This is a genomic window from Streptomyces sp. NPDC020731 (assembly GCF_044334705.1).
Taxonomy (GTDB): domain Bacteria; phylum Actinomycetota; class Actinomycetes; order Streptomycetales; family Streptomycetaceae; genus Streptomyces.
Genome location: NZ_JBIRTN010000020.1, coordinates 65549 through 88982 on the forward strand (window position 1 = coordinate 65549; position 23434 = coordinate 88982).

Below are 23434 nucleotides of genomic sequence, written 5' to 3' on the forward strand. Positions count from 1 at the left end.
TCAGTCCTTTACCGCACCGCCCAGTCCGGAGACCAGACGCCGCTGTACGAGTACGAAGAAGACCAGTACCGGAATCGTCATCACCGTGGACGCCGCCATGACCCCGCCCCAGTCCGGCTCGTCGGGTTTGTAGAAGACCAGCAGCGCCATCGGCAGGGTCGACTGCGAGATGTCGCTGATGATGAAGGACTTGGCGAACAGGAAGTCGTTCCAGGTGGAGATGAAGGAAAACACGCTGGTGGCCACCAGGCCCGGCAGGACGAGCGGGAAAAGGATCTGCCACAGAAAGCGCGCGCGGCTCGCCCCGTCGATGTAGGCGGCCTCCTCCAGCGCCTCCGGAACGGCCTTCACGAACCCCCGGAGCATCCAGATCGCGAACGGCAGGGAGAACGCGATGTGCGGCAGGATCAGCGACCACAGCGTGTTCAGCTGGCCGAGGTCCCGCATGACGAAGAACAGCGGGATGGTCAGTGCCTCCACGGGCACCATCTGGGCCACCAGAAACATGATCAGCAAGGTGGTCCGCAGCCGGAACCGGAATCGCGTCACGGCGGTCGCGGCGAGAAAGGCGATCAGCGCGGAGGCGATCACCACGGCGACCGCGACGACGACGCTGTTGAGGAAGTACCGGCCGAATTCCTGCTGCCCGAACACCCGCCGGAACGAGTCCAGCGTGGGCGCCGACGTCCAGGGACGCGGCTCGGCCGACTCGATCTCCCCGGCCGGTTTGAAGGCACTCAGCACCATCCAGTACAGCGGGAAGGCCACCACGGCGGCGGTCAGCAGCGCAGTCGCCTCGGCCGCCAGCCGCCCCGGACGCCGCACGGACCGGCGCACAGGATTCACCCGGGGTTTCCCGTCCCGGCTCACAAGGCTCACAACTCCTCCCCCTGGCGGCGCAACAGCCGCAGGTACACCAGCGTCACGGCGAGCAGGATCACCAGCATCACCACGCCGATCGCCGCGCCGAGGCTGTACCGCGAGGACGCGAACGCCTGCTGGTAGGCGTAGACGTTCAGGACCAGGTTCTGGCCGGCGATCCCGCCGCCGTTGGTCATGACGTAGATCTGGGTGAACACCTTGAAGTCCCAGATCACCGACTGGATGGTGACCACCACCAGGATCGGCCGGAGCATCGGCGCGAGCACCGAGCGCCAGATCCGCCACTGCGAGGCCCCGTCCAGGGAGGCCGCCTCCAGCACCTCGGACGGTACGGCGCGGATTCCGGCGTAGACCGTCACCATCACGAACGGGAAGGAGCACCAGACCACTTCGAGCAGGACGAGGAAGAAGGCGCTGAACCTCCCGTACGTCCACGAGTGGTCGCCGAGCCCCAGCACCCGGTTGACCGGCCCGAAGTCGGCGTCGAAGAGGAACAGCCAGACCGTGGACCCGGTGATCGCCGGGGTCGCCCACGCACCGAGCGCGGCCAGCATCAGGGCGAGCCGCGGCACGGCCCGCACCCGCGTGAGCAGCACGGCGAGCGCACACCCCACGGCCAGTGTGCAGAGCACACAGGCCGTCGCGAACACCACGGTGGCCAGCAACACCTGCCAGAACAGCTCGTCGCCGAAGAGCTCGGCATAGTTCCCGAACCCCTCGAAGGTGGTGGGCTCGCCCCCGCTGACCTGCGCCTGGGTGTAGTGGAAGAGCGAGATCAACCCGAGCTGATAGACGGGGTAGGCCAGCAGCCCCCCGAGAACGACAAGAGCAGGCGCGAGATACAGCCAAGGGGCACCGGAGCCCCCCGAGGGGCGCGGGGAACTGCGCGAGGAACCACGAACCACCCGCACCCGCCCACGTTCCAGGCCCGCCGAGCCACCGGGCGCACTCATCCGGCGGATCCGAACGCCTCGTTCATCTTCTTCGCCGCGTCCCCGGCGGCAGCGGCCACCTCCTTCTTGCCGCTCACGATCTCCTGGAACATCGTCGGCAGCACCAGCGACGAGTCGATCTGCGCCCAGGCGGGCGACGCCGGCACGAACTTCGTGTCAGCGGACAGCGTCTCGACGAACGGCTTCACGAATGCCTCCTTCGCGGCCACCTGCTGCCGCACATCGGAGAACGTCGGCAGGAACCCCATCGCGTCGAACATCTCCCCCTGCGCCTCCTTCGACGCGAGCCGCTTCATCAGGTCGACGGCGAGGGTGCGGTGCGAGGTGGACTTGAGCACGCCGAGGTTGTTCCCGCCGGCGAACGCGGGCGCGATGGACCCGGCCTCGACACCCGGCAGCGGCACGACGGCGTACTTGCCCTTGGCCTTCCCGGCCTCCACGGCCGCATGGCTGAAGTCGCCGCCGATCGCCATGGCCGCCTTGCCCGAGGCGAAGGCGGTCACCGTGTCGTTGCCGCCCATCCCGGCGCACTTGGCGGCCGGGCAGTTGTCGTCGCCGAAGAGGGAGGTGTACGCCTCGATGCCCTCGCGGGATTCGGCGCTGTCGATGGCGGAGGCGTACGAACCCTCCTTGCCGGTGGCGAGTTCGCCGCCGTGGGCCCAGATGAAGGGCATCGCGCCGTAGGTGTAGGCGCCGCCGACCGCGATGCCGTACATCCCGGGCCTGGCGGTGTGGATCTCCTTCGCGGTGGAGATCAGCTCGGCCTGGGTCCTCGGGACGTCGAGGCCGAGTTCGTCGAAGACGTCGGTGCGGTAGTAGAGCGCGCGGACGCCGACGAAGTACGGGGCTCCGTAGACCTTGCCGTCGACGGTGACCGACTGCCTGGCGGTCGGGTCGGTGTCCTTGGCCTCGCCCCAGGCCCCGAACTCCTCGGTGACGTCGGCGAGTCCGCCGTCCTTCACATAGCCCGCGGTGTCGGTGTTGCCGTACTCGATGAGGTCGGGCGCGGACTTCGGGTCGTTGAAGGCGGCCTTGATGCGCTGGGCGCGGGTCTCCACGGGGATGTACTCGACGGTGACGTCGGTGTCCTCGTGCGCCTTCTCGAACGCGGCGAGGACGGAGTCGACGACCTGTTCCTTGGGCTTGTTGTTGACCTCCTGGAAGAGCCAGACGCGGAGGGTGCCGGTCTTCTCGTCCTTGTCGGAGGAGGAGGTGCCGGAGGTCTGGGGTGCGCAGGCGGCGGTGGCGAGGACGGCCGCGGCGGCGACCAGACGGGCGGACAGCTTCATGGAGTTGCTCCTCCGAACGCGTTGCAACATACGCAATGGCGGTTTCGCTGTGCACAACACACCGGAGGCTAGGGACTGGGTGAACCACGCCACAAGAGGTCTCAACCACTCTGTGACCGGCGGACGCACCCTGTGCAACGCGCGGACAGCACAAAGGCCCCCAGGGCACGCAAAGCGCACCCCGGGGGCCTGTGAGGATCCGGACCGGCGGAGGGAGGGGACGGACTACTTGTCGCCCTTGCCCTTGCCCTTGTCGTCGCCGCCGGCGCCCATGGACTCGTAGATCTCCTTGCACATGGGACACACCGGGTACTTCTTCGGGTCGCGGCCGGGTACCCACACCTTGCCGCACAGCGCCACGACGGGGGTCCCGTCGAGGGCGCTCGCCATGATCTTGTCCTTCTGGACGTAGTGGGCGAAGCGCTCGTGGTCACCGTCGCCGTGGGAGGTCTGCGGCGTCGGCTCGACGAGGGTCCCCGTACCTGTCCCGCGCTCGGGCTCAAGAGTGCTCATAACAGCCAAGGGTACTGAAGCTCACACGCATCAGTTGAGCGAAGGGTCGTCCGGATACGTGGCCACCATCGCCAGCTCGTTGCGCTGGCGGCGCAGCACCTCGCGCCAGAGCCGCTCCGGGGACGGGGAGGAGACGTCGCCCGGCTCCGACTCCACGACGTACCAGGCGCCGTCCACCAGCTCGTCCTCCAGCTGGCCGGGGCCCCAGCCGGCGTATCCGGCGAAGATCCGCAGCGAGCCGAGGACGGAGGCGAGCAGCTCCGGCGGGGCCTCCAGATCGACCAGCCCGATCGCGCCGTGCACCCGGCGCCAGCCCGGCGGCGTGGCCTCCGCGGCCGTCCCGCCGGGGACGACGGCGACACCGAGCGCCGAGTCCAGCGACACCGGACCGCCCTGGAAGACGACACCCGGTTCGCCGGCCAGGTCCGCCCAGCCCTCCAGGATGTCGCCCACGTCCACCGGCGTCGGACGGTTGAGGACGACACCGAGGGAGCCCTCCTCGTCGTGGTCGAGAAGGAGCACCACCGCGCGGTCGAAGTTCGGGTCCGCCAGGGCGGGAGTGGCCACGAGCAGCCGCCCTGTGAGCGAGGACACCTCGGTCATGCCAGACATGATCCCGCATCTCGCTCCCGCGTGGGGAGGCAACGGGGGTACGGGAGTGAACGCAGCTCAGGGCGGACTGGAGCATGCCCGGCGCACGACGGGAACGGTGACCCCATGTGCCCGGCACCGAACCCTTCGTGTTGTGACGGACCCATGACGTTCCAGGGCCCTCCTCGGGCTTACGGAAGGGGGGCCGGGGGCGACTACCCTTTCCCTTCTGGCCCCTGCCCCACTCCCCATGGAACGCGAGATTCATGACCGTCAACGACGCTGATGACGTACTGCTTGTCCACGGCGGTACCCCGCTGGAGGGCGAGATCCGTGTCCGCGGTGCGAAGAACCTCGTACCGAAGGCCATGGTCGCCGCGCTGCTGGGCAGCGCACCGAGCCGCCTGGGCAACGTCCCGGACATCCGTGACGTCCGGGTCGTACGGGGTCTGCTGCAACTGCACGGCGTGACGGTCCGTCCGGGCGAGGAGCCCGGCGAACTGGTGCTCGACCCCACGCACGTGGAGAGCGCCAACGTCGCTGACATCGATGCCCACGCCGGATCCTCGCGGATCCCGATCCTGTTCTGCGGCCCGCTGCTGCACCGCCTCGGGCACGCGTTCATCCCGGGGCTCGGCGGCTGCGACATCGGCGGCCGGCCCATCGACTTCCACTTCGACGTGCTGCGGCAGTTCGGCGCGACCATCGAGAAGCGGGCGGACGGCCAGTACCTGGAGGCGCCGCAGCGGCTGCGCGGCACCAAGATCCGGCTGCCGTACCCCTCGGTCGGCACGACCGAGCAGGTGCTGCTGACGGCGGTCCTCGCAGAGGGCGTCACCGTCCTGTCCAACGCGGCGGTGGAGCCGGAGATCGAGGACCTGATCTGCGTCCTGCAGAAAATGGGCGCGATCATCGCGATGGACACCGACCGGACCATCCGCATCACCGGTGTGGACAGCCTCGGCGGCTACACCCACCGCGCCCTGCCCGACCGCCTGGAGGCCGCCTCCTGGGCGTCCGCCGCGCTGGCGACCGAGGGCAACATCTACGTCCACGGCGCCCAGCAGCGCTCGATGATGACGTTCCTGAACACCTACCGGAAGGTCGGCGGCGCCTTCGAGATCGACGACGAGGGCATCCGCTTCTGGCACCCCGGCGGGCAGTTGAAGTCCATCGCGCTGGAGACGGACGTGCACCCGGGCTTCCAGACGGACTGGCAGCAGCCGCTGGTGGTCGCGCTGACCCAGGCGACGGGCCTGTCCATCGTCCACGAGACGGTCTACGAGTCCCGGCTCGGCTTCACCTCCGCGCTCAACCAGATGGGCGCGCACATCCAGCTGTACCGCGAGTGCCTGGGCGGCTCCGACTGCCGCTTCGGCCAGCGCAACTTCCTCCACTCGGCGGTCGTCTCGGGCCCGACGAAGCTCCAGGGCGCGGATCTCGTCATCCCCGACCTGCGAGGCGGCTTCTCCTACCTGATCGCCGCCCTCGCCGCCCAGGGCACCTCCCGCGTCCACGGCATCGACCTGATCAACCGCGGCTACGAGAACTTCATGGAGAAGCTCGTGGAGCTGGGCGCGAAGGTGGAACTCCCGGGCAAGGCGCTCGGCTGACCCCGCTCACCGCACCACCCCGGCCCCGGCAACACCGCCCCGGCCGGGGGCCCGGGGGTCGTCCCCCGGAAAGACACAGCATGGAGAAGCTCGTGGAGCTGGGCGCGAAGGTGGAACTCCCGGGCAAGGCGCTCGGCTGACGGAGCCTCCGTGCATACGCCGGTGGGGCGGTCACCAACACTTGGTGACCGCCCCACCGGCGTATGCACGAGCGCCCCGAAGGGGCGCGGGGAACTGCGCGACCGGCCACGACCGGCCCGCAGTCGCCCACGACGCTCTCAGAAAGGCAGGGCTACTTGCCCTTGGCGGCTTCCTTGAGCTTCGAGCCCGCCGACACCTTCACGCTGTACCCCGCGGGGATCTGAATCGGCTCACCGGTCTGCGGGTTGCGCGCGGTGCGCGCGGCCCGGTGGGTGCGCTCGAAGGTCAGGAAGCCGGGGACGGTGACCTTCTCGTCGCCCTTGGAGACGATGTCGCCGACGACCTCGGCGAACGCGGCCAGCACGGCGTCGGCGTCCTTGCGGGTCACCTCGGCGCGGTCGGCCAGCGCGGCCACCAGCTCACTGCGGTTCATGTTGTTACTCCCGTGTTCTTCTTGCCGTTGAGGCGTGCCACGCGGCGGAGCCGCATGTCGGGCACGGCCAAGCCGATGCTGCCAGGTTCCTCGGAGAGTCCCCGGACCCGGGTCCGTCGTCAGACCCTCGCGCCCAGGGACGCATCCTGCCTCTACCTGCGGCGGTAATGCCAATCCGGCACCCGCAGGAGTCGTGAGAACACCCGAGGGAGTCGCACGAAGAGCGCACGGCCCGGCCGCCCACCATAGAGGGCCGTCAGGATCTTCGGGTGCCCCGACGCGCCGGTTCCAACCGGCCGTGGCGATCCTCACAGCCCCCATGGCGTCCGGATGTCCTACGAGGCGGACGTCCCCGCCGCCTTCGCCGCGTCCCGCACGGCGCCCGCGACGGCGCCCGCGACCTTGTCGTTGAAGACGCTGGGGACGATGTAGTTCGGGTTCAGCTCGTCCTCGGTCACCACGTCGGCGAGGGCCTGTGCGGCGGCCAGCATCATCTCGGTGTTGACGGTGCGGGACTGGGCGTCGAGCAGGCCGCGGAAGACGCCCGGGAAGACCAGCACGTTGTTGATCTGGTTGGGGAAGTCGGAGCGTCCGGTGGCCACAACGGCCGCCGTCTGGCGCGCGATTGCGGGGTCCACCTCGGGGTCGGGGTTCGCGAGCGCGAACACGATCGCGCCCTCGGCCATCGCGGACACGTCCGTGCCGTCGAGGACGTTCGGGGCGGAGACGCCGATGAAGACGTCCGCTCCGCGCACGGCCTCCTTCAGGGTGCCGGTGAGGTTCTCGGGGTTGGTGTTGTCGGCGATCCAGCGCAGGGCGGAGCCGGGGGCGGCGTCCACCAGGTCCTCGCGGCCGGCGTGCACGACGCCGTGGATGTCGGCCACCACGGCGTTCTTCACCCCGGCGGCGAGCAGCAGCTTCAGGATGGCCGTCCCGGCCGCGCCGGCGCCGGACATCACGACGCGGATGTTCTCGATCGCCTTGCCGGTCACCCGCAGGGCGTTGGTCAGGGCCGCGAGCACGACGATCGCGGTGCCGTGCTGGTCGTCGTGGAAGACGGGGATGTCCAGGGCCTCGCGCAGCCGTGCCTCGATCTCGAAGCAGCGGGGGGCGGAGATGTCCTCCAGGTTGATGCCGGCGAAGCCCGGCGCGATGGCCTTGACGATCTCGACGATCGCGTCGGTGTCCTGGGTGTCCAGGCAGATCGGCCAGGCGTCGATGCCGGCGAACCGCTTGAACAGGGCCGCCTTGCCCTCCATCACCGGCAGCGCGGCCTTCGGGCCGATGTTGCCCAGGCCGAGCACGGCCGAGCCGTCCGTCACGACCGCAACGGAGTTGCGCTTGATGGTCAGGCGGCGGGCGTCCTCGGGGTTCTCCGCGATCGCCATGCACACGCGGGCCACACCGGGCGTGTAGACCATGGACAGGTCGTCACGGTTGCGGATGGGGTGCTTCGACGCCATCTCGATCTTGCCGCCGAGGTGCATCAGGAACGTACGGTCGGAGACCTTGCCCAGGGTGACGCCCTCGATGCCGCGCAGCTCCTCGACGATCTCGTCGGCGTGCGCGGTGGAGGAGGCCGCGATGGTGACGTCGATACGGAGCTTCTCGTGGCCGGACGCGGTGACGTCGAGGCCGGTCACCGAGCCTCCGGAGGACTCCACGGCCGTGGTGAGCTGCGATACGGCGGTTCCGCTCGCGGGCACCTCCAGCCGGATCGTCATCGAGTAGGAGACGCTGGGCGCCGTTGCCATGGCCGACTTCCTCTGCTTTTACCGTGTCGCTAAATGTGCCGTCCGATCGTCGCACCTACCCCTGGGTACGCGGTAGCCGCCCTGGATTGCGGACGTTTTGTTCATCGGCACGTACCGTCGATCGGAAAACAGTTTCCGCCATACGGGAGCCGATCGGACAAGGGATCGGGCAAGAGATCAGGCGAGAGATCGGGCAAGAGAGAGGCCCACGTCACCGGGAAGTGACATGGGCCTCTCGAACGCTTGTGTGACACCGACCCGCCATGCTCGCCTCGCGGCAAGTGGTCGCTCGAAGCGACTAAGGTTGGGCCCGGGGGCTTGGATCGGGCCGGTGCCACACCAAGGCTAACAAACAGATCCGGTAAGACCATTCCCGCGGCGCAACCGCTTTTTCGCGAGCGCCCCTCAGTCCCTCAGCAGATCCGGCACCCCGGCCGCGTCCGGCTCGTCACGGTCCGCCGAGACCACCGTCAGCTGCTGTGTGGCCCGGGTCAGGGCGACGTACAGAACCCGCAGGCCGGCCGGGGACTCGTCGGCGATCTCCGCCGGGGAGACGACGATCGTCGCGTCGTACTCCAGGCCCTTGGCCTCCAGGCTGCCGAGCGCCATCACGCGGTCGCCGAGCCCGTCGAGCCAGCGCCGGGCCTCCTCGCGGCGCTGCATGGGGACGACCACGCCGACGGTGCCGTCCACGCGCTCCAGCAGCCGGGCCGCCTCCGCGCGCACGGTCTCGCCCAGCGGACCCTCCGCGACGGAGAAGCGCGGCTCCACGCCGGTGGAGCGCACCGCCCTCGGCGACCGGGAGCCCGGCATGGCGAGGGCGAGGACCTTCGCCGCCAGCTCGGCGATCTCGGCGGGGTTGCGGTAGTTCACGGTGAGCTCGAAGCGGCGGCGCGGGCGGCTGCCGAGGGCCTCGTCGCGGGCCTGGGCGGCCTCGTCGGGGTCGGACCAGGAGGACTGGGCCGGGTCGCCCACGACCGTCCAGGTGGCGTGCCGGCCGCGGCGGCCGACCATGCGCCACTGCATCGGGGTGAGGTCCTGGGCCTCGTCGACGATGACGTGCGCGTACTCGACGCGCTCCTGGGCGAGCCGCTCGGCCCGCTCGCGCTGGCTCTCCTCGCGCACCGGCATCAGCTCCTCCAGACCGGTGAGCTGGTCCAGCGGGTCGAGCTCGCGCTTCCTGCGGGGGCGGGCCGGGGCGCCGAGGATCGCCTGGAGCTCGTCGAGCATCGCGATGTCGTGCACGGAGCGGCCGCTGCGCTTCAGCGCGCGGGCGACCTTGCGGACCTCGCCCGGGTTGAGGATCCGCCGGGCCCAGCGGCCGAGGCGCCGCTCGTCGGCCATGGCGTCCAGGACGGCCGCCGGGGTCAGCTCGGGCCACCAGGCGTCGAGGAAGGCGGTGAAGTCGTCCTCGGAGGTGATGTCCTCGTCGAAGGAGGCGCGCAGCTCCGCGGCCAGCTCCGGGTCGGTGTGCCGGCTGCCGGCGCCGGAGCGCTCCCACAGGGCGTCGAGGAGCAGCTTGCGGGCGCGCGGGCGCAGCAGGTTGACCGGGGCGGTGCCGCCGAGGGCGGTGCGGCGGACGTCCGCCAGCTCCTCCGCCTCCAGCTCCAGGCGGCGGCCGAAGGCGACGACCCGCAGCCGCTGCGGTGAATCGTGTCGCTCCAGTGCTCCGCGCGCGGCCTTCCGCAGCACCTTCAGCATGCGGTACGAGCCCTTGGCGCGGGCCACCGACGGGGAGTCGTAGACCGTCGCCCCGGCGCCGTCGACCAGGGAGCCGATGGCGCGGATGGCGACCTGGCCCTCCTCGCCCAGGGAGGGCAGCACGCCCTCGGTGTAGGCGACGAGGAGCGGGGTGGGCGAGACGATGAGGATGCCGCCCGCGTACCGGCGCCGGTCCTGGTAGAGGAGGTAGGCCGCGCGGTGCAGGGCGACGGCCGTCTTGCCGGTGCCGGGGCCGCCCTCGACGTACGTCACGGAGGCCGCGGGGGCGCGGATCACCAGGTCCTGCTCGGCCTGGATGGACGCCACGATGTCCCGCATGGTGTGCGTACGGGCCTGGCCGAGCGCGGCCATCAGGGCGCCGTCACCGATCACGGCCAGCTCGTGGCCGTCCAGGGACGCCGTCAGCTCGGGACGCATCAGGTCGTCCTCGACGCCCTGGACACGGCGGCCCTTGGAACGGATGACACGGCGCCGCACGACCCGGCCGGGGTCGACCGGGGTGGAGCGGTAGAAGGGGGCGGCGGCCGGCGCCCGCCAGTCGATGACCAGCGGGGCGTAGTCCTCGTCCAGGACGCCGATGCGGCCGATGTGCAGGGTCTCGGCGATGTCGGCGGTGTTGTCCGGGCGTACGGCGCCCTCGGCGGGCTCGACGGCGGTGTACGCGCCGTCGGGGCCCTTCCTGCCGTCCTTGCCGGGCAGCAGGTCGATCCGGCCGAAGAGGAAGTCCTCGTACTCGTTGTTCAGCCGGTTGAGGTGGACGCCGGCCCGGAAGACCTGGGCGTCCCGCTCGGCGAGGGCGCCGGGCGTGCCGACCTGACCGCGCCGGGCGGCGTCACGCATGAGGAACTCCGCCTCGTGGATCTTCTCCTCGAGGCGCCGGTACACCCGGTCGAGGTGTTCCTGTTCGACACTGATCTCCCGGTCGCGAACGGAGTCGTGAACCGGGTCGACCACGGTTTCCTGCTGAGCCTGAACGGCCACCGGGCCCCCTTCTGACGTGCTGGGCAGCCGTCAACCGTACGCGAAGGGGACCCCGATCGGCTACGCGTCGACCTCTACGAGCAGCTTCCCGTCGAAGGTCATGATCTGGAAGTGGTCGATCTCGTTCGGCTGGAAGGCGGCGCCGCCCTGGACGTACAGGGGCTGCTTGGCCTTGTCCGACTCGGCCTCCGGCAGTCCGTAGCCCTCGCCGGGGACGGACCAGGAGGTGACGGTCTCCCGCTCGCCGTTCTTCCCGACGGCGATCAGCGAGCACTTCTGCGGGCCCTTGACGTTCTTCAGCTCCAAGGCGGTCTCGGTGCCCCAGAGCTTCTTCTCCAGGGCCACGGTCGCCGTCACCTGGCTGCCGGGGTCGGTCGCCATGATCTTGTCGGAGCTCTTGTCGAACGCCTCCTTCGCGGGGTTGGCCGCGAGCGTCTGGTTGGTACCGCTCCCACTCCCGCCCTCGTCGCCCCCGCCGCTGGCCGCCACGGCCACGAACGGACCGCTGATGATCAGCGCACCGGCGGCGGCCACCATGTAGAAGTTGCGGCGGCGCTTCTTCGCGCGGCGCTCGGCCACCTCGTCGACCAGCTTCTCCACCACGCGCGGGGATGGCCTGGCGGAGAGCGACTCGCCCAGCGCGGGCGTCCCGGTGTCGGGCAGGTCCGCGAGCGCGGCCAGCATCGGTTCCATACCGGCGAGTTCGTCGAGCTGCTGGGCGCACCACTCGCAGGTCGCGAGGTGCGCCTCGAAAGCGGTTGCTTCGACGTCGTCGAGAATTCCGAGGGCGTAGGCGCCGACGGTCTCGTGCTCGTTCGGCACCGGTGATCCCTCCATGGCACCAGACATACCCCTACCGCCCGTGCCGAATCCCTGGTTTCCCCCGTACACACTCATCACGCCGTCACCCCCCGCTCCTCCAGAGCCAGCTTCATCGACCGCAGGGCGTAGAAGACCCGGGAGCGGACGGTGCCGCTGGGTATGCCGAGAGTCTGCGCCGCCTCATTGACGGTACGCCCCTTGAAGTACGTCTCGACGAGAACCTCCCGGTGGGCCGGGGTCAGGTCGTCGAGCGCGTCCGACAGCGTCATCAGCCACAGCGCCTTGTCGATCTCGTCCTCCGCGGGGATGACCTCCAGCGGCGACGGATCGACCTCCTGCGGCCGGGCCTGCCGGCTGCGGTGGCCGTCGATGACGATGCGCCGGGCGACCGTCACCAGCCAGGGGCGTACCGAACCGGTCGCCCGATTGAGCTGACCGGCGTTCTTCCAGGCACGGATGAGCGTCTCCTGAACGACGTCCTCGGCGCGCTGCCGGTCTCCGGCGACCAGTCGCAGGACGTAGGCCAGCAGGGGTCCGGCGTGCTCGCGGTAGAGAGCACGCATCAACTCCTCGTCGGGTTCCGAGGGCTGTGAGGACATGCGATGTCGGGCCCTCGCTCCACGTTCATTGGCCACGGCCGCATCCTTGCGCACGCCCACCTCCGGTGTCCGGGGGATCCCCCAGTCGGTCGCTCGACAACCGGTACGGACGGCAGGGTGCGGGTGTTCAAAGAGAGGTGACGGTTTTCTGCGAGGTCGTGTGACGACCGGGACATGAACCCACAATTCCCCCGCTGCTTCTTTACATTTCCGACACGGCGACAAAGGAGCGGCGAGGCGCGCGCGGCAGGGGTGGCGAACGGGGGTGTAACCGACGTCACTTCGCCGCTTCTCCGCGGTCGTCGCACAGAAGCCGCATAGAGGACAGCGAAGTTCGGCTAGTGCTTTGACCGCATAGGTCCGCCGCGTCGGGTCAGTGAGCCGACGCGCGACAGTTGTCACCGGCAGGGCCGGAAGAACGGGCGAATGGGACCTTGCGAAGCAGCCTGGCTGTCACCAGCGAGGCACGCTGCTTGTCACCAACGGCTCGGGCAGCACGCAATCGTCACCGGCTGACCCCGGAGCCGATTCGTTCCCTTCACCGCCGGCGCAACACACCGAACCAGCGCACGATCGCCGACGTGGCCGCGACATTGGACCCCAGGTGACGAGATCCCCGGTAATCGGCATCGCCGAGATCGACGACCGGGACGTCCACGCCATTCCTGAATAGAGCCGTCTGGCATCGCTCGGTGTTGGCGGTGACGGCTTGCTCGTCCCCGGTCGCCATGTAGAGCCGGACCGGGGCGCTCGGGGCCCAGTCGGTGCATACGGCGTCGATTGTGCGCAGCGCCGCTGCCAACGGCCCCGTCGGGTGCGCGAGCAGCTCGCGGCCGTGCTCGGTCAACAGCTCGTCGAGAGTGCCCGGAGTGCCCCGCATCAGCTCCTGCCCCGTGTGTGCGCCATCGAAGAGGGCCTCAACGGTGCTGTCATAAGGGGCCCGGAAGACCTCACCAGGGCTGCCGTAGATGTAGTGGAGCCGGTTGAACGCCACAAGAGTGTACGCCGTGTACACCACACTGGACTTGGGCTCCAGCCTGCCCTCGAGCAGCGCTGGAAGCTCCGTGCCGCCGAAGTCGTACGCGCCGCTGACGGGTGCCAGCGCGCCCAGCCTGAACCAGGGGTCCTCACCCGCCTCAAGAGCCCGGCCGAGTCCAAGTGCCGCCGAAGCGCCCTGCGAGAAGCCAGTGACCATGACCTCTCGCTCCAGTACATGTCCGGTACGGAGCGCGAAGGCGCGGGCCGCCCGCAGCATGTCCAGGGATGCCGTGGTCTCGGAGCCTATGTCCATCCAGGGGTGCAAACCGGGTCCCTTACCCATGCCCAGATAGTCAGGCGCGACCCCTGCGGTACCTGCTGACGCGTGCGCGATCACGGGCGCGGACACGAAGGCGCCGCGCTGCATGGACGGTGAGTCGTCCTTGTGACTGCCGGTGCCGTGTGCGAAGGAGACCGCGTGGAGCCGCCTCTCGTGATTGAGCGGCAGCACGAACAGCCCACTCGCCGTGGTGGGCCGTCCGTGCGGATCGATGGTCCGGTAGACCAGCCGGTACGCGGCCACGCCGTGCCGGACGGTGCCGCTTTCGAACCCGGCCGCTTTCAGCTCGGCGGCCACGGCCTGCGGGGACACAAGCGTGTACAGCTTCTCGGCAGAAACCAGCGTGCCCCGGCCACGCTCTTCGTGCTGCGCCTGGACATGGGCGGTGGGCGCAGTGGCGGCGGCCGCGACGGCCGGCCCGGTCAGCAGCAGGCCGCAGCAGACGGCTGCCGCTCCTGCTCGGAGACCGCCGCGGAACAGGGTTCTGCGACGCGACAACGGCAAGGTGGAGATGACCACAGGTTCCCCCGAGTGAGGCTCGATGACGGTCGGTTCAGCCTCACCCAGTGCAAGTCCAGACGCACTGGTGCTGTCCCCCGGGTCCCCCTGGTACCTGCCCCCGTTCGCGCCGTCTCCCGCGAATATCACCCTGCTGCACCCGCCGTGCCACCGACCGTGCGCACCGCGCGGGGGCTCCTCCCCCCCCCCCCCCCCCCCATGAGCCTGCTGCGATTCCGGTGATGACAAGCCCGCCTGTGTGACAGCTGTCGTGCTTCGGCTCAGTCAGGCCGCGGCTTTGAGAAGGCGTCCGCCCCAGCGGATGCCTTTCTCGCTGCGGATGCGAGCACGTTCCTTGCGCTCGGCGGCGAGTACGTCGCGGTGGCGGGCGTTGGCGTTGCGCCGGCGCAGTCAGGCGTGCAGGGCCCGGGTCTGCACGGTGTGATTGGCGTGGTTCGAGTTGGCGATGGTGAACTGCCGCAGTGGTCCGAAGTGCGCCTCGATCGGGTCAGCCCAGGAGGCGCAGGTCGGCGTGAAGCACAGCTCGACCTTGTTCTTCTTCGCCCAGCGGCGGATGTCGCTGCCTTTGTGGGCGGACAGGTTGTCCATGATCACGTAGATCGGGGCGCCGTCCGGGCGTGCGGCGCGGATCGACTTCAGGGCGGCCAGCGTATTCCCGGCCCAGCCCGAGCCTGCGGTGGGCCTGATCCCGAGCGGACCGAACTCGTCGAACGCGAAGACCCGGTCGGGGAAGCGGTCCAGGACCTCTTCGATCCGGTCCAGCTTCGCCTCCCGCTCGAGGTCCGGGGACTCCTTCCACGTCTTGGTGCGCTGGAAGGTGACACCGCGGCGGGCGAGCAGGCCGCGTAGTGCCTCGCGGCCGATGCGGACGACCCGGCCGTGGACTTTGCGCAGGTAGGCGCCGAGTTTGCGCAGTGACCAGCGGGTGAAGGGCTGACCGAGCTTGGTCGGGCGGGTGGTGGCCGTCTGGATGACGAAGTCCTCATCGTCACGACTGAGCAGGCGGGGACGGCCTCCCGCCCACCGAGGGTCCAGGCATGCCAGGCCGATCTCGTCGAACCGGTGGATCACATCCCGGACGGTGTCCTCGTCGGCCTGCACCAGCTGCGCGATCACCGGTACCCGGTTCCCGCCCGCCGAGGCCAGCAGCATCATCGCGCGTCGGTAGCGCACCGAGCTGGTGCTGCCCCGGCGCACGATCTGCTGCAGCTTCTGCCCTTCCTGGCCGGTCAGTCTGCGCACACGGACAGGCTCGGCCACCGCACCTCCAGCAGTCGGATCGGACGTCACCGCACATCCAACCGCCGCAGCCGCCGACCCGGCGAACCTGTCCGGTCAGAACACTGGATGCCGCGGGTGTCGGCTGCACCTCCGAGATCTGCCCCGGCACCGTCCACGGGTTCACCATGTCCGACACCGACGCCTTCAACCCCGCCGCACTGCAGCGCCACTGGAACCGCCTGCTCCCCCTCCTCGACCTCGCACTGGCCACCAGTTGAGGCTCCGGCTCAGAAAGCAAACCTGCCCGGCTCGGCGCCGCGCCAGTGGGCACCGGGATGCCTCCGCGCGACGCACGTGAACTGTCGCGCCGGGTACGCCTTGGAAAAAAAGCTACGGGCCGCTGTCGATCCGGCCGCGTCCCGTTCGACGTCCTGATGTGGGGCGCCTCGCCACCCGAGGATGCGACAGAACCGATGAGGAGACACGTGGATCAGCTACTGAGAGTCATGAACTTCAACGTCTCAAGTGACGGAATTGGTGCCGGTGAGCACCAGAGCCTCAAGAGCCCGTTCGGCCTCGCCAATCCCGAGAGGCTGTTCGCCTGGGCCGGCGCCACGGCGAGCTGGCCCAGGCGCACCGACCCTGGAGGGAGCCGTGGTCTCGACGACTACTTCACGCGGGACTTCGCACGCAACATCGGCGCCGAGATCATGGGCCGTAACAAGTTCGGCCCCCAGCGCGGGCCCTGGGACGACCATGACTGGCGCGGCTGGTGGGGTGACGAGCCCCCGTTTCACACGCCGGTGTTCGTCATGACGCACCACAAACGTCCTTCGGTCACGCTCTCCGACACCACCTTCCACTTTGTCGACGGTGAGCCGATCACGGTCCTCGAACGGGCGCGGAAGGCGGCGCAGGGTATGGATGTCCGACTCGGCGGCGGGGTTACCACCATCCGGCAGTTCCTTGATGCCGACCTCATCGACACCATGCATGTGGCGGTCTCGCCGGTGAAGCTCGGGTCCGGCCTCCGCCTCTGGGAGTCACCCGATGAGCTGCTCGACCGGTTCCATCTCGAGGTCGTGCCCAGCTCGAGCGGCGTTGCGCACCACCTGTTCTGGCGGAGGTGACACCAGGCACAAACCCGATCACCGACCCGGCGAACCTTCCCGGTCAGAGCACTAGTAGGGCTTGGTCAGGTTCAGTCGTGAGTGGCGTGTCTGTCTGTTCGTCGGTGTCGTTGGGTTGGTGCGACACCTGAGGAGTTGGCCGGGTCCGGGAGGGCCTGGAGGCGTTCGCGGCGGAGTTGTTCGACGGGTGCTTTCGGGCGGATCAACGGCGGTGGGGGCAGGCGTATGCGCGCGGGCTGCTGCTGGACGGCAGACGCAGGTCGGTGGAGCCGATGGCGGCCCGTCTGGGTGAGGACGGCAACCGGCAGGCGCTGGCGCACTTCATCACCTCCAGTCCGTGGGATGCGGCGCATGTGCGGGCCCGGCTGGCCTGGCGGATGCACGAGGTGATCGGTCCGGAGGCGCTGATCGTGGACGACACCGGCTTCCTCAAGGACGGGGACGCCTCGGCGTGTGTGTCGCGGCAGTACACCGGCACCGCGGGCAAGGTCACCAACTGCCAGGTGGGTGTCTCACTGCATCTGGCCACCGATCGTGCTTCGGCGGCGATCGACTGGCGGCTGTTCGTGCCCGCCTCCTGGGACCCGGCCTCGCCCGAGGCCGAACCGGCCCTACTAGGCGCGCGCGAGTGCCGCGCGCCGGCGGTGGCGGGCCACGCGCTCCCGGTTGCCGCAGATCTCGCTGGAGCACCAGCGCCGCCTGCGCCCCCGGGACGTGTCGAGGTACACGATCGGGCAGTTGTCGCCCTCGCACTGCCGCAGGCTCGCCCGCATGACGGGATCGGTCAGCAGATCCACCGTGTCCCGCGCGACCGCCGCGAGCAGCGCCGCGCGGCCGGGCGGGCCGTCGAGCCGGCGCACCAGCGCGCCGTCCTCGCCGGGCACCGCGCGGGGCACCGGGGGCGCGGCGCGGGCCAGCTCGTTGACCCGGGCGAGCGCGAGGTCGTACGAGGGGACACCGGGCGCCGGCCGGCCGCGCACCAACGGGACGAGCTGCCCGCGCAGTTCGCGGAAGGCCACCGGCCAGGAGGGGTCGGCGTGGACCAGCACGGTGCCCGCGGGCACGAGCCCGGAGCCGGTGATCCAGGCGCGCAGCACCTCCACGGAGCCGAGCCGTTCCACGGGATGGGAGGTCGCGAGCAGATCCAGGCAGACCCGCCCGGTGTCGAACCGCAGCTCGTAGGACGCCGCCGTGACCGTACCCAGTGCCATGTTCCTGCCACCGCCTAGGTTGGCCCCGCGCGAGGGGGCCGGTGAGCGATCCGGGGGAAACCGTTCCCTCCCACAGTGCCTTCCCGTCCCGGCCCCCGGAACCCCTCGCGCCGCGCTCAGCCCTCCCCGTACTTCGACTCCGCCGACGGGTCCAGGGCGAGCCGGTAGCCGCGTTTGACGACCGTCTGGATCAGTTTCGGGGCGCCCAGGGCGGAGCGGAGGCGGGCCATGGCGGTCTCCACCGCGTGCTCGTCGCGGCCCGCGCCCGGCAGGGCGCGCAGCAGCTCCGCGCGGGAGACGACCCAGCCGGGCCGCCGGGACAGCGCCCGCAGCAGCGACATCCCGGCCGGCGGTACGGGCTTGAGCGCGCCGTCCACCAGGACCGCGTGCCCCCGGATCTCCATCCGGTGCCCGGCGACGGGCAACGCGCGCGCCCGCGCGGGCAGTTCCCGGCAGAGCAGCTGGACCAGCGGGCCGAGCCGGAAGCGTTCGGGCTGCACCGTGTCGATGCCGCGGGCCTGCAACGGCAGCGCGGTGACCGGGCCGACGCAGGCGGACAGCACGTCGTGGCCGAGCGCGGTGAGCAGGTCGTCGAGCAGCCCGCGTTCCTCCGCACGGGACAGCAGGGACGCGGCGGCGGGCGCGCTGGTGAAGGTGACCGCGTCCAGGGTGCGGGCGACGGTGGCATCGACGAGACGGTCGACGGGCCCGAGGTCCTCCGGCGGCAGCCACCGGTACACCGGCACCCCCACCACCTCCGCTCCCCCGGCCCGCAGCGACTCCACGAACCCGGGCAGCGGCTCACCGTGCAGCTGTACGGCGATCCGCAGTCCGTCGACGCCCTCCTCCAGGAGCCGGTCGAGCACCTCGGCCAGCGACTCCGACACCGGCGACCACTCCTCGGTCAGCCCGGCGGCCCGGATCGCGCCCTTCACCTTGGGTCCGCGCGCCAGGATCCGCACCCCGCGCAGCCTCGCCAGCAGGTCCTCGCCAAGACCCCAGCCGTCGGCGGCCTCCACCCAGCCCCGGAACCCGATGGCGGTGGTGGCGACCGCGATGTCCGGGGCCTGCCCGATGATGTCCTTGGTGGCGGCCAGCAGCTCGCTGTCGTCGGCGAGCGGCACGATCCGCAGGGCCGGGGCGTGCAGCACTGCGGCCCCGCGCCGCTCCAGCAGCGCACCCAGCTCGTCGGCCCGGCGCGCCGCGGTCACCCCCACGGTGAAGCCCGCGAGGGGCCCGTGTTCCGGTGGCTGCTCTTGTTCCTCGTACATGGCTCTCGTCCCGGCTCGAGTCGGCGTACTGCAGGGAGGTGCGTACTGCATGAAGGTGCGGCTCCACCTTCATGCCGATCGAGCCTGTCAACGATGCGTGACAGGCTCGGTTCGGCTTCATGTCACCAGTGTTACGTCACACCCTGGCGTAGCTGAGCTGCGGCTTCTCCTCCGGGGCGGTGCTCGTGTCACCCGCGCGGTCCGCCGGGCTGCGAAGGTATACCGCCCAGGTGACCACGAAACAGACCGCGTAACAGGCGAGGAAGGCGACGAACGCGCCGGTGCCGGAGCCGTAGGAGAGGAAGGACTGGCGGAAGGCCAGGTTGATGCCGACCCCGCCGAGCGCGCCCACCGCGCCGATCAGCCCCATGGACGCCCCGGACAGCCGCCGCCCGTACGCGGCCGCCTCCTCACCCGTGAGCCCCTTGGCCAGGGCCTTCGCCTGGAAGATGCCGGGGATCATCTTGTACGTCGACCCGTTGCCGAGGCCGGTCAGCACGAAGAGCACCACGAAGGCGGCGGTGAACAGCGCCAGCGACTCCCGCATGGAGGCGACGATCAGCACGGAGGTCGCCGCGCCCATGGCGACGAAGTTCCACAGCGTGATCTTCGACCCGCCGTACCGGTCGGCGAGCGAGCCGCCCACCGGGCGGATCAGGGAGCCGAGCAGGGGCCCGATGAAGGTGACGTACGCGGCCTCGAGCGGTGTGCGGTCGAACTGGTTCTGCAGCACCTGCCCGAACGCGAAGCTGTAGCCGATGAACGAGCCGAAGGTGCCGATGTAGAGGAAGGACATGATCCAGGTGTGCGCCTCCCTGGCGGCGTCCTTGGCGGCACCGGTGTCGTTCTTCACCGAGGCGAGGTTGTCCATGCAGAGCGCGGCGAGCACGGCGGCGACGACGATCAGCGGGATGTAGATGCCGAGCAGCACGCGCGGTCCGCCGCTCGCGCCGATGATCGCGAGAGCGGCGAGCTGGATCACCGGGACGCCGATGTTGCCGCCGCCGGCGTTCAGACCGAGCGCCCAGCCCTTCTTCCGCAGCGGGAAGAAGGCGTTGATGTTGGTCATGGAGGAGGCGAAGTTGCCGCCGCCGATCCCGGCCAGCAGGCCGACCAGCAGGAACGTGGAGAAGGACGTCCCCGGCTCCATCACGGCGAACGCGGCGACGCTGGGCACGAGCAGCAGTCCCGCGCTGATCACCGTCCAGTTCCGCCCGCCGAAGACCGCGACGGCGAAGGTGTACGGGACCCGGACCACGGCCCCGACCAGCGTGACCATCGACGTCAGCAGGAACTTGTCGGCCGGGGTGAGCCCGTACTCCGGGCCCATGAAGAGCACCAGCACGGACCACATCGTCCAGATCGAGAACCCGATGTGCTCGGACAGCACGGAGAAGAGGAGGTTGCGGCGGGCGACCTTCTCTCCGGTGCGGTTCCAGAAGGTCTCGTCCTCCGGGTCCCACTGCTGGATCCAACGGCCGCTGCGGGCTGTCATGAGGCCTCCACTGCTCTCCGGGGCGCGGACGGTGCCGCGAGGGGGTGATCCCGAAGGTAGGGAGGGGGCGTTTCGGTGCTGTGGCAGGCGGTGACCGGGAGGGAACTTTGCTCTCACCTTTGACGGGGGCGGGATGAGAGGTGGGCCGGTACCGGCGGGCGCCCGGCGGCTTCAGCGCTGCGGGGGCTGCCAGTGGGGGTTCTGCTGGGGGTAGGGGGGCTGGGGCGGGGCGTAGGGGCCGGGGGCCTGGGGCGGAGGGCCGTAAGGGGCGGGCTGTCCGTACGAGGGCCCCGGCGGGGCGTACGGCATCGGGGGCTGCTGCTGGCCGTAGGCGGGCGCCGGGGCGGGCATTCCGGGTGCCTGGGCGGGCATCCCCGGGCCCTGGGCCCCGTACGGGCCGGCCCCATAGGGGTTGCCGTGCCCCGGCACCTGCCCGCCCGGGGGCAGATAGCGCACCCGGCCCGTCTCGTCCGTCACCGGGGCGAAGCCCGCCGCGTGCAGCCGGGCCGCGAACTTGGCGTTGCGCTTGCGGGTGACGACGAGGCCGATGCCGAAGACGGCCATGAGGACCAGCCAGATCACGGCCGAGATGACGAAGTCGTCGGACGTGCCCCCGAGCCGGTAGGCGACGAAGACGCAGCCGATGGAGACACCGAGGGCGCCGTAGCCCATCCGCTTCTCGGCACTCTTTCCGGTGAGGTCGAAGTTGATGCGGGCCTTGAGCAGTTCGAAGGCGTCCGGCACGAGCGGCGGCACCGACACCCCGTCGTGGGCGTTCGGGTACTGCGCCCAGTTCTGCGCGGCACGGGCGCGGGCCTGCGGACCGTGATCGGGCACGATCAGCATCTTCAGCTGGCTGTTGTTCCCGCCGCCCTGCCGTACGTCGGCGTACTCGTAGCCGAACTGCTGGGCGACGAAGGCGAGTTTGGCGAGCTTCTTCACGGACGACATCGCACTGGTGAGCTCGACCGGCTCCCCGCTCGCCATCAACCGCAGCATCTTCTGCGTCTGCCGCTTGCTCATCCGTACTTCGCCCCCTGGCCACACCGTTCACTTCCGCAACAGGGGCAGTTTCGCACGCCCGCCCACTTCGAACCAGAGCAGCTTCCCTGCCCCTCGCTTCAGCATGCCGTCGCCGAGGGCCCACCCTCCCCAGGAGTCGGCGTACTCCTGCACGAGGCGCAGCCCGCGCCCGGATTCGGCATCGGCATCGGCATCGGCCGGAACGAGCGGGATGGAACCGTCTCCGCTGAACGGGGCCGGAACTTACGGGTGGCTGTCCCACACCCCGACCCTCAGCCGGCCGTCGCCCAGCCCGGTGAGCCGCAGGGAAGCGGGCCCCTTGGTGTGCAGGTAGGCGTTGGTGACCAACTCCGACGTCAGCAACTCCACGACGTCGACGGCGTCCCGCATCCCGTGCCCGTCGAGCGCCGCCCGCACCGTCATGCGTGCGACGCGTACCGCGCGGGGGTCACGGGGGAGGCGAAGGGCGTACGTCCAGGGGTGGGGCGGGGCTACGGTGACCATGGTTGTCTCCGGGAAGTTGGAGGGGACTTGGGCTCGCTCAACAACTCCGTCGGGCGGTGGCGGTGCCGCGGTTTGCGGTGCACTTCCGGCTTACGGAGCGGACGGTCGAGCGTTACGTAGCCACCGTAGAGCCAATGGTTAGATGGTTCCTACGGAATCAGTGGAAACCATCCATGCTTCACTCGTGTGAGGGAGAAACGCGCCGCCTCGCGGCCAGGAGGGACACACTTTGCCGCCCACGAACAATCCGACGCTGCGGCAGCGGAGACTGGGCGCTGAGCTGCGCAAGCTCCGTGAACGGGCCGGCCTCACCGCGACTGGCGCCGGTGAACTGCTCGGCGTCAACCAGGCGCGCATCAGCATGATCGAGACGGGCCGCACGCCCGTCAGTGCCGACCGGATCCACTCCATGGCACACGCCTACGCCTGCCCCGACGCCGCGCTGGTCGACGCGTTGGCCGCGATGACCGGGCGGCGGTCACGGGGCTGGTGGGAGGAGTACCGCGAGCATCTACCGGTAGGCCTTATCGACCTCGCCGAACTGGAGCACCACGCGGCAGCCCTGCGCGTGGCGCTGGTCGTCCACATTCCGGCGCTGCTACAGACCACGGACCACGCCCGTGCGCTCTTCTGCGAGGCGGTACCGCCTTTGAGGCAGTACGAGATCGAGCACCGTGTGACCCACCGCATCAAGCGCCAGGGCATCCTTCACCGCGAGGACCCACCGCCCTATACGGCGGTGATCCACGAGTCCGCGCTGCACATGGGGTACGGCGGCTCCACGACCGTCCGCGCCCAGCTCCGGCACTTGCTGGACATGAGCGAACTGGAGCACGTCACCGTTCGGATCATCCCGTTCGGCAAGGGTTCCTTCCCAGGAACGGGACAGTCGATCGACTACCTGCTGGGTCCCGTCCCACAGCTCGACACCGTGCAGCTGGACACCCACCACGGGTGCGAATTCCTGGACGCGGAAGCCCAGTTGGACAAGTACCGTTCAGTGCTCGACCGCATGGAGTCGAACGCCCTCAAGCCCGCCGAGTCCCGCGACCTGATCCACCGCCTCGCCCAGGAGACCTGAAGTCACTATGTCCGATCACCAATGGCGCAAGTCTTCCTACAGCCCCGACGCCTCCAACTGCGTCGAAGTGGCCAGCACTCCCGCCGCCGTCCTCATACGCGACTCGAAGGACACCTCCGGCCCCCGACTCGACCTCTCCCCCACTACATGGGTCGCCTTCCTCACGCACATCGCGAAGTGACCGTATGACCACCCGCTTCTTTGCCGGTGTCTGCTTCCGCGGCCCGGAGGAAAACGGGGCCCAGGCATGCCTGCAGGGTGAAGCGGGTGGCGTGGTGGTGGCATGCCGTCCGGCAGCGGCGACTGCCGGACGATGGATGGCTGGCCCTCACAGCCCTCGATCCCCGTCGGGGAGGCGCCAAGTGGCC

The 23434-nt window shown here is 69.9% G+C and carries 19 protein-coding genes and 4 pseudogenes; 6 read left to right on the forward strand and 17 right to left on the reverse strand.

The window, feature by feature from the left end; all coding sequences use genetic code 11:
- From ACH4VX_RS27910 to ACH4VX_RS27930, 5 genes are all read right to left on the reverse strand, one after another.
- Window positions 1-846, reverse strand: a complete 846-nt coding sequence (locus ACH4VX_RS27910) for a carbohydrate ABC transporter permease (protein WP_398371112.1) — start codon at window positions 844-846, stop codon at window positions 1-3.
- Between the two features lie 29 nt (window positions 847-875).
- A complete protein-coding gene (locus tag ACH4VX_RS27915) occupies window positions 876-1835 on the reverse strand; it encodes a carbohydrate ABC transporter permease (protein ID WP_398371113.1) in 960 nt (319 codons plus the stop codon).
- A complete protein-coding gene (locus tag ACH4VX_RS27920; protein WP_398371114.1) occupies window positions 1832-3124 on the reverse strand; it encodes an extracellular solute-binding protein in 1293 nt (430 codons plus the stop codon). Before ACH4VX_RS27920 ends, ACH4VX_RS27915 begins: the two co-directional genes overlap by 4 nt.
- Before the next feature lie 225 nt (window positions 3125-3349).
- The gene (locus tag ACH4VX_RS27925; protein ID WP_019754409.1) at window positions 3350-3637 is read right to left on the reverse strand and encodes a DUF3039 domain-containing protein; all 288 of its coding nucleotides are present in this window, start codon (window positions 3635-3637) and stop codon (window positions 3350-3352) included.
- A gap of 30 nt (window positions 3638-3667) precedes the next feature.
- A complete protein-coding gene (locus tag ACH4VX_RS27930) occupies window positions 3668-4240 on the reverse strand; it encodes a YqgE/AlgH family protein (RefSeq protein ID WP_398371115.1) in 573 nt (190 codons plus the stop codon).
- A 254-nt stretch (window positions 4241-4494) separates the two neighbouring features.
- Here ACH4VX_RS27930 and murA point away from each other — a divergent pair, with 254 nt between their 5' ends.
- Window positions 4495-5841 carry a UDP-N-acetylglucosamine 1-carboxyvinyltransferase gene (gene murA, locus ACH4VX_RS27935; protein WP_398371117.1) on the forward strand — a complete coding sequence of 449 codons (1347 nt, stop codon included), beginning with the start codon at window positions 4495-4497 and terminating at the stop codon, window positions 5839-5841.
- A gap of 292 nt (window positions 5842-6133) precedes the next feature.
- Here murA and ACH4VX_RS27940 read toward each other — a convergent pair whose 3' ends face one another.
- The 7 genes and pseudogenes from ACH4VX_RS27940 to ACH4VX_RS27970 all read right to left on the reverse strand — a co-directional run bounded on the left by ACH4VX_RS27940 (window position 6134) and on the right by ACH4VX_RS27970 (window position 15390).
- Complete coding sequence (locus tag ACH4VX_RS27940; protein ID WP_004987462.1) at window positions 6134-6415, reverse strand: HU family DNA-binding protein; 282 nt, start codon at window positions 6413-6415, stop codon at window positions 6134-6136.
- A gap of 335 nt (window positions 6416-6750) precedes the next feature.
- Window positions 6751-8169 carry an NAD-dependent malic enzyme gene (locus tag ACH4VX_RS27945; protein WP_398371119.1) on the reverse strand — a complete coding sequence of 473 codons (1419 nt, stop codon included), beginning with the start codon at window positions 8167-8169 and terminating at the stop codon, window positions 6751-6753.
- A 405-nt stretch (window positions 8170-8574) separates the two neighbouring features.
- Complete coding sequence (locus tag ACH4VX_RS27950) at window positions 8575-10872, reverse strand: HelD family protein (protein WP_398371123.1); 2298 nt, start codon at window positions 10870-10872, stop codon at window positions 8575-8577.
- 60 nt (window positions 10873-10932) lie between these two features.
- Entirely contained in the window at window positions 10933-11694 is a 762-nt protein-coding gene (locus ACH4VX_RS27955) for an anti-sigma factor family protein (RefSeq protein WP_398371125.1), read from the reverse strand.
- A gap of 74 nt (window positions 11695-11768) precedes the next feature.
- A complete protein-coding gene (locus ACH4VX_RS27960; protein ID WP_004930798.1) occupies window positions 11769-12353 on the reverse strand; it encodes a sigma-70 family RNA polymerase sigma factor in 585 nt (194 codons plus the stop codon).
- 478 nt (window positions 12354-12831) lie between these two features.
- A complete protein-coding gene (locus ACH4VX_RS27965) occupies window positions 12832-14130 on the reverse strand; it encodes an alpha/beta hydrolase family protein (protein ID WP_398371127.1) in 1299 nt (432 codons plus the stop codon).
- 264 nt (window positions 14131-14394) lie between these two features.
- Window positions 14395-15390, reverse strand: a pseudogene (locus tag ACH4VX_RS27970) (helix-turn-helix domain-containing protein).
- A 77-nt stretch (window positions 15391-15467) separates the two neighbouring features.
- On the opposite strand from ACH4VX_RS27970, the pseudogene ACH4VX_RS27975 reads away from it, so the two are divergent.
- From ACH4VX_RS27975 to ACH4VX_RS27985, 3 genes and pseudogenes are all read left to right on the forward strand, one after another.
- Window positions 15468-15629, forward strand: a pseudogene (locus ACH4VX_RS27975) (dienelactone hydrolase family protein); the annotation flags it as partial.
- Between the two features lie 207 nt (window positions 15630-15836).
- The gene (locus ACH4VX_RS27980; protein WP_398371129.1) at window positions 15837-16481 is read left to right on the forward strand and encodes a dihydrofolate reductase family protein; all 645 of its coding nucleotides are present in this window, start codon (window positions 15837-15839) and stop codon (window positions 16479-16481) included.
- 176 nt (window positions 16482-16657) lie between these two features.
- A pseudogene (locus ACH4VX_RS27985) lies at window positions 16658-17044 on the forward strand (transposase); the annotation flags it as partial.
- A 51-nt stretch (window positions 17045-17095) separates the two neighbouring features.
- Here ACH4VX_RS27985 and ACH4VX_RS27990 read toward each other — a convergent pair.
- The 5 genes and pseudogenes from ACH4VX_RS27990 to ACH4VX_RS28010 all read right to left on the reverse strand — a co-directional run bounded on the left by ACH4VX_RS27990 (window position 17096) and on the right by ACH4VX_RS28010 (window position 21985).
- A complete protein-coding gene (locus ACH4VX_RS27990; protein ID WP_398371130.1) occupies window positions 17096-17692 on the reverse strand; it encodes a CGNR zinc finger domain-containing protein in 597 nt (198 codons plus the stop codon).
- A 116-nt stretch (window positions 17693-17808) separates the two neighbouring features.
- Window positions 17809-18963 carry a uroporphyrinogen-III synthase gene (locus ACH4VX_RS27995; protein ID WP_398371132.1) on the reverse strand — a complete coding sequence of 385 codons (1155 nt, stop codon included), beginning with the start codon at window positions 18961-18963 and terminating at the stop codon, window positions 17809-17811.
- Window positions 18964-19099: 136 nt separating this feature from the next.
- The gene (locus tag ACH4VX_RS28000; protein ID WP_398371134.1) at window positions 19100-20458 is read right to left on the reverse strand and encodes a nitrate/nitrite transporter; all 1359 of its coding nucleotides are present in this window, start codon (window positions 20456-20458) and stop codon (window positions 19100-19102) included.
- 171 nt (window positions 20459-20629) lie between these two features.
- Window positions 20630-21481, reverse strand: a complete 852-nt coding sequence (locus tag ACH4VX_RS28005) for a hypothetical protein (protein ID WP_398371135.1) — start codon at window positions 21479-21481, stop codon at window positions 20630-20632.
- Between the two features lie 27 nt (window positions 21482-21508).
- A pseudogene (locus tag ACH4VX_RS28010) lies at window positions 21509-21985 on the reverse strand (ATP-binding protein).
- A 229-nt stretch (window positions 21986-22214) separates the two neighbouring features.
- Between ACH4VX_RS28010 and ACH4VX_RS28015 the strand changes: the two are divergent.
- Together ACH4VX_RS28015 and ACH4VX_RS28020 are read left to right on the forward strand one after the other, a co-directional pair.
- Window positions 22215-23066: a helix-turn-helix domain-containing protein gene (locus ACH4VX_RS28015; RefSeq protein ID WP_398371137.1), complete on the forward strand. Its 852-nt coding sequence runs from the start codon at window positions 22215-22217 to the stop codon at window positions 23064-23066.
- A gap of 7 nt (window positions 23067-23073) precedes the next feature.
- Window positions 23074-23247: a DUF397 domain-containing protein gene (locus tag ACH4VX_RS28020; RefSeq protein ID WP_398371138.1), complete on the forward strand. Its 174-nt coding sequence runs from the start codon at window positions 23074-23076 to the stop codon at window positions 23245-23247.
- The last annotated feature ends 187 nt before the right edge of the window (window positions 23248-23434 follow it).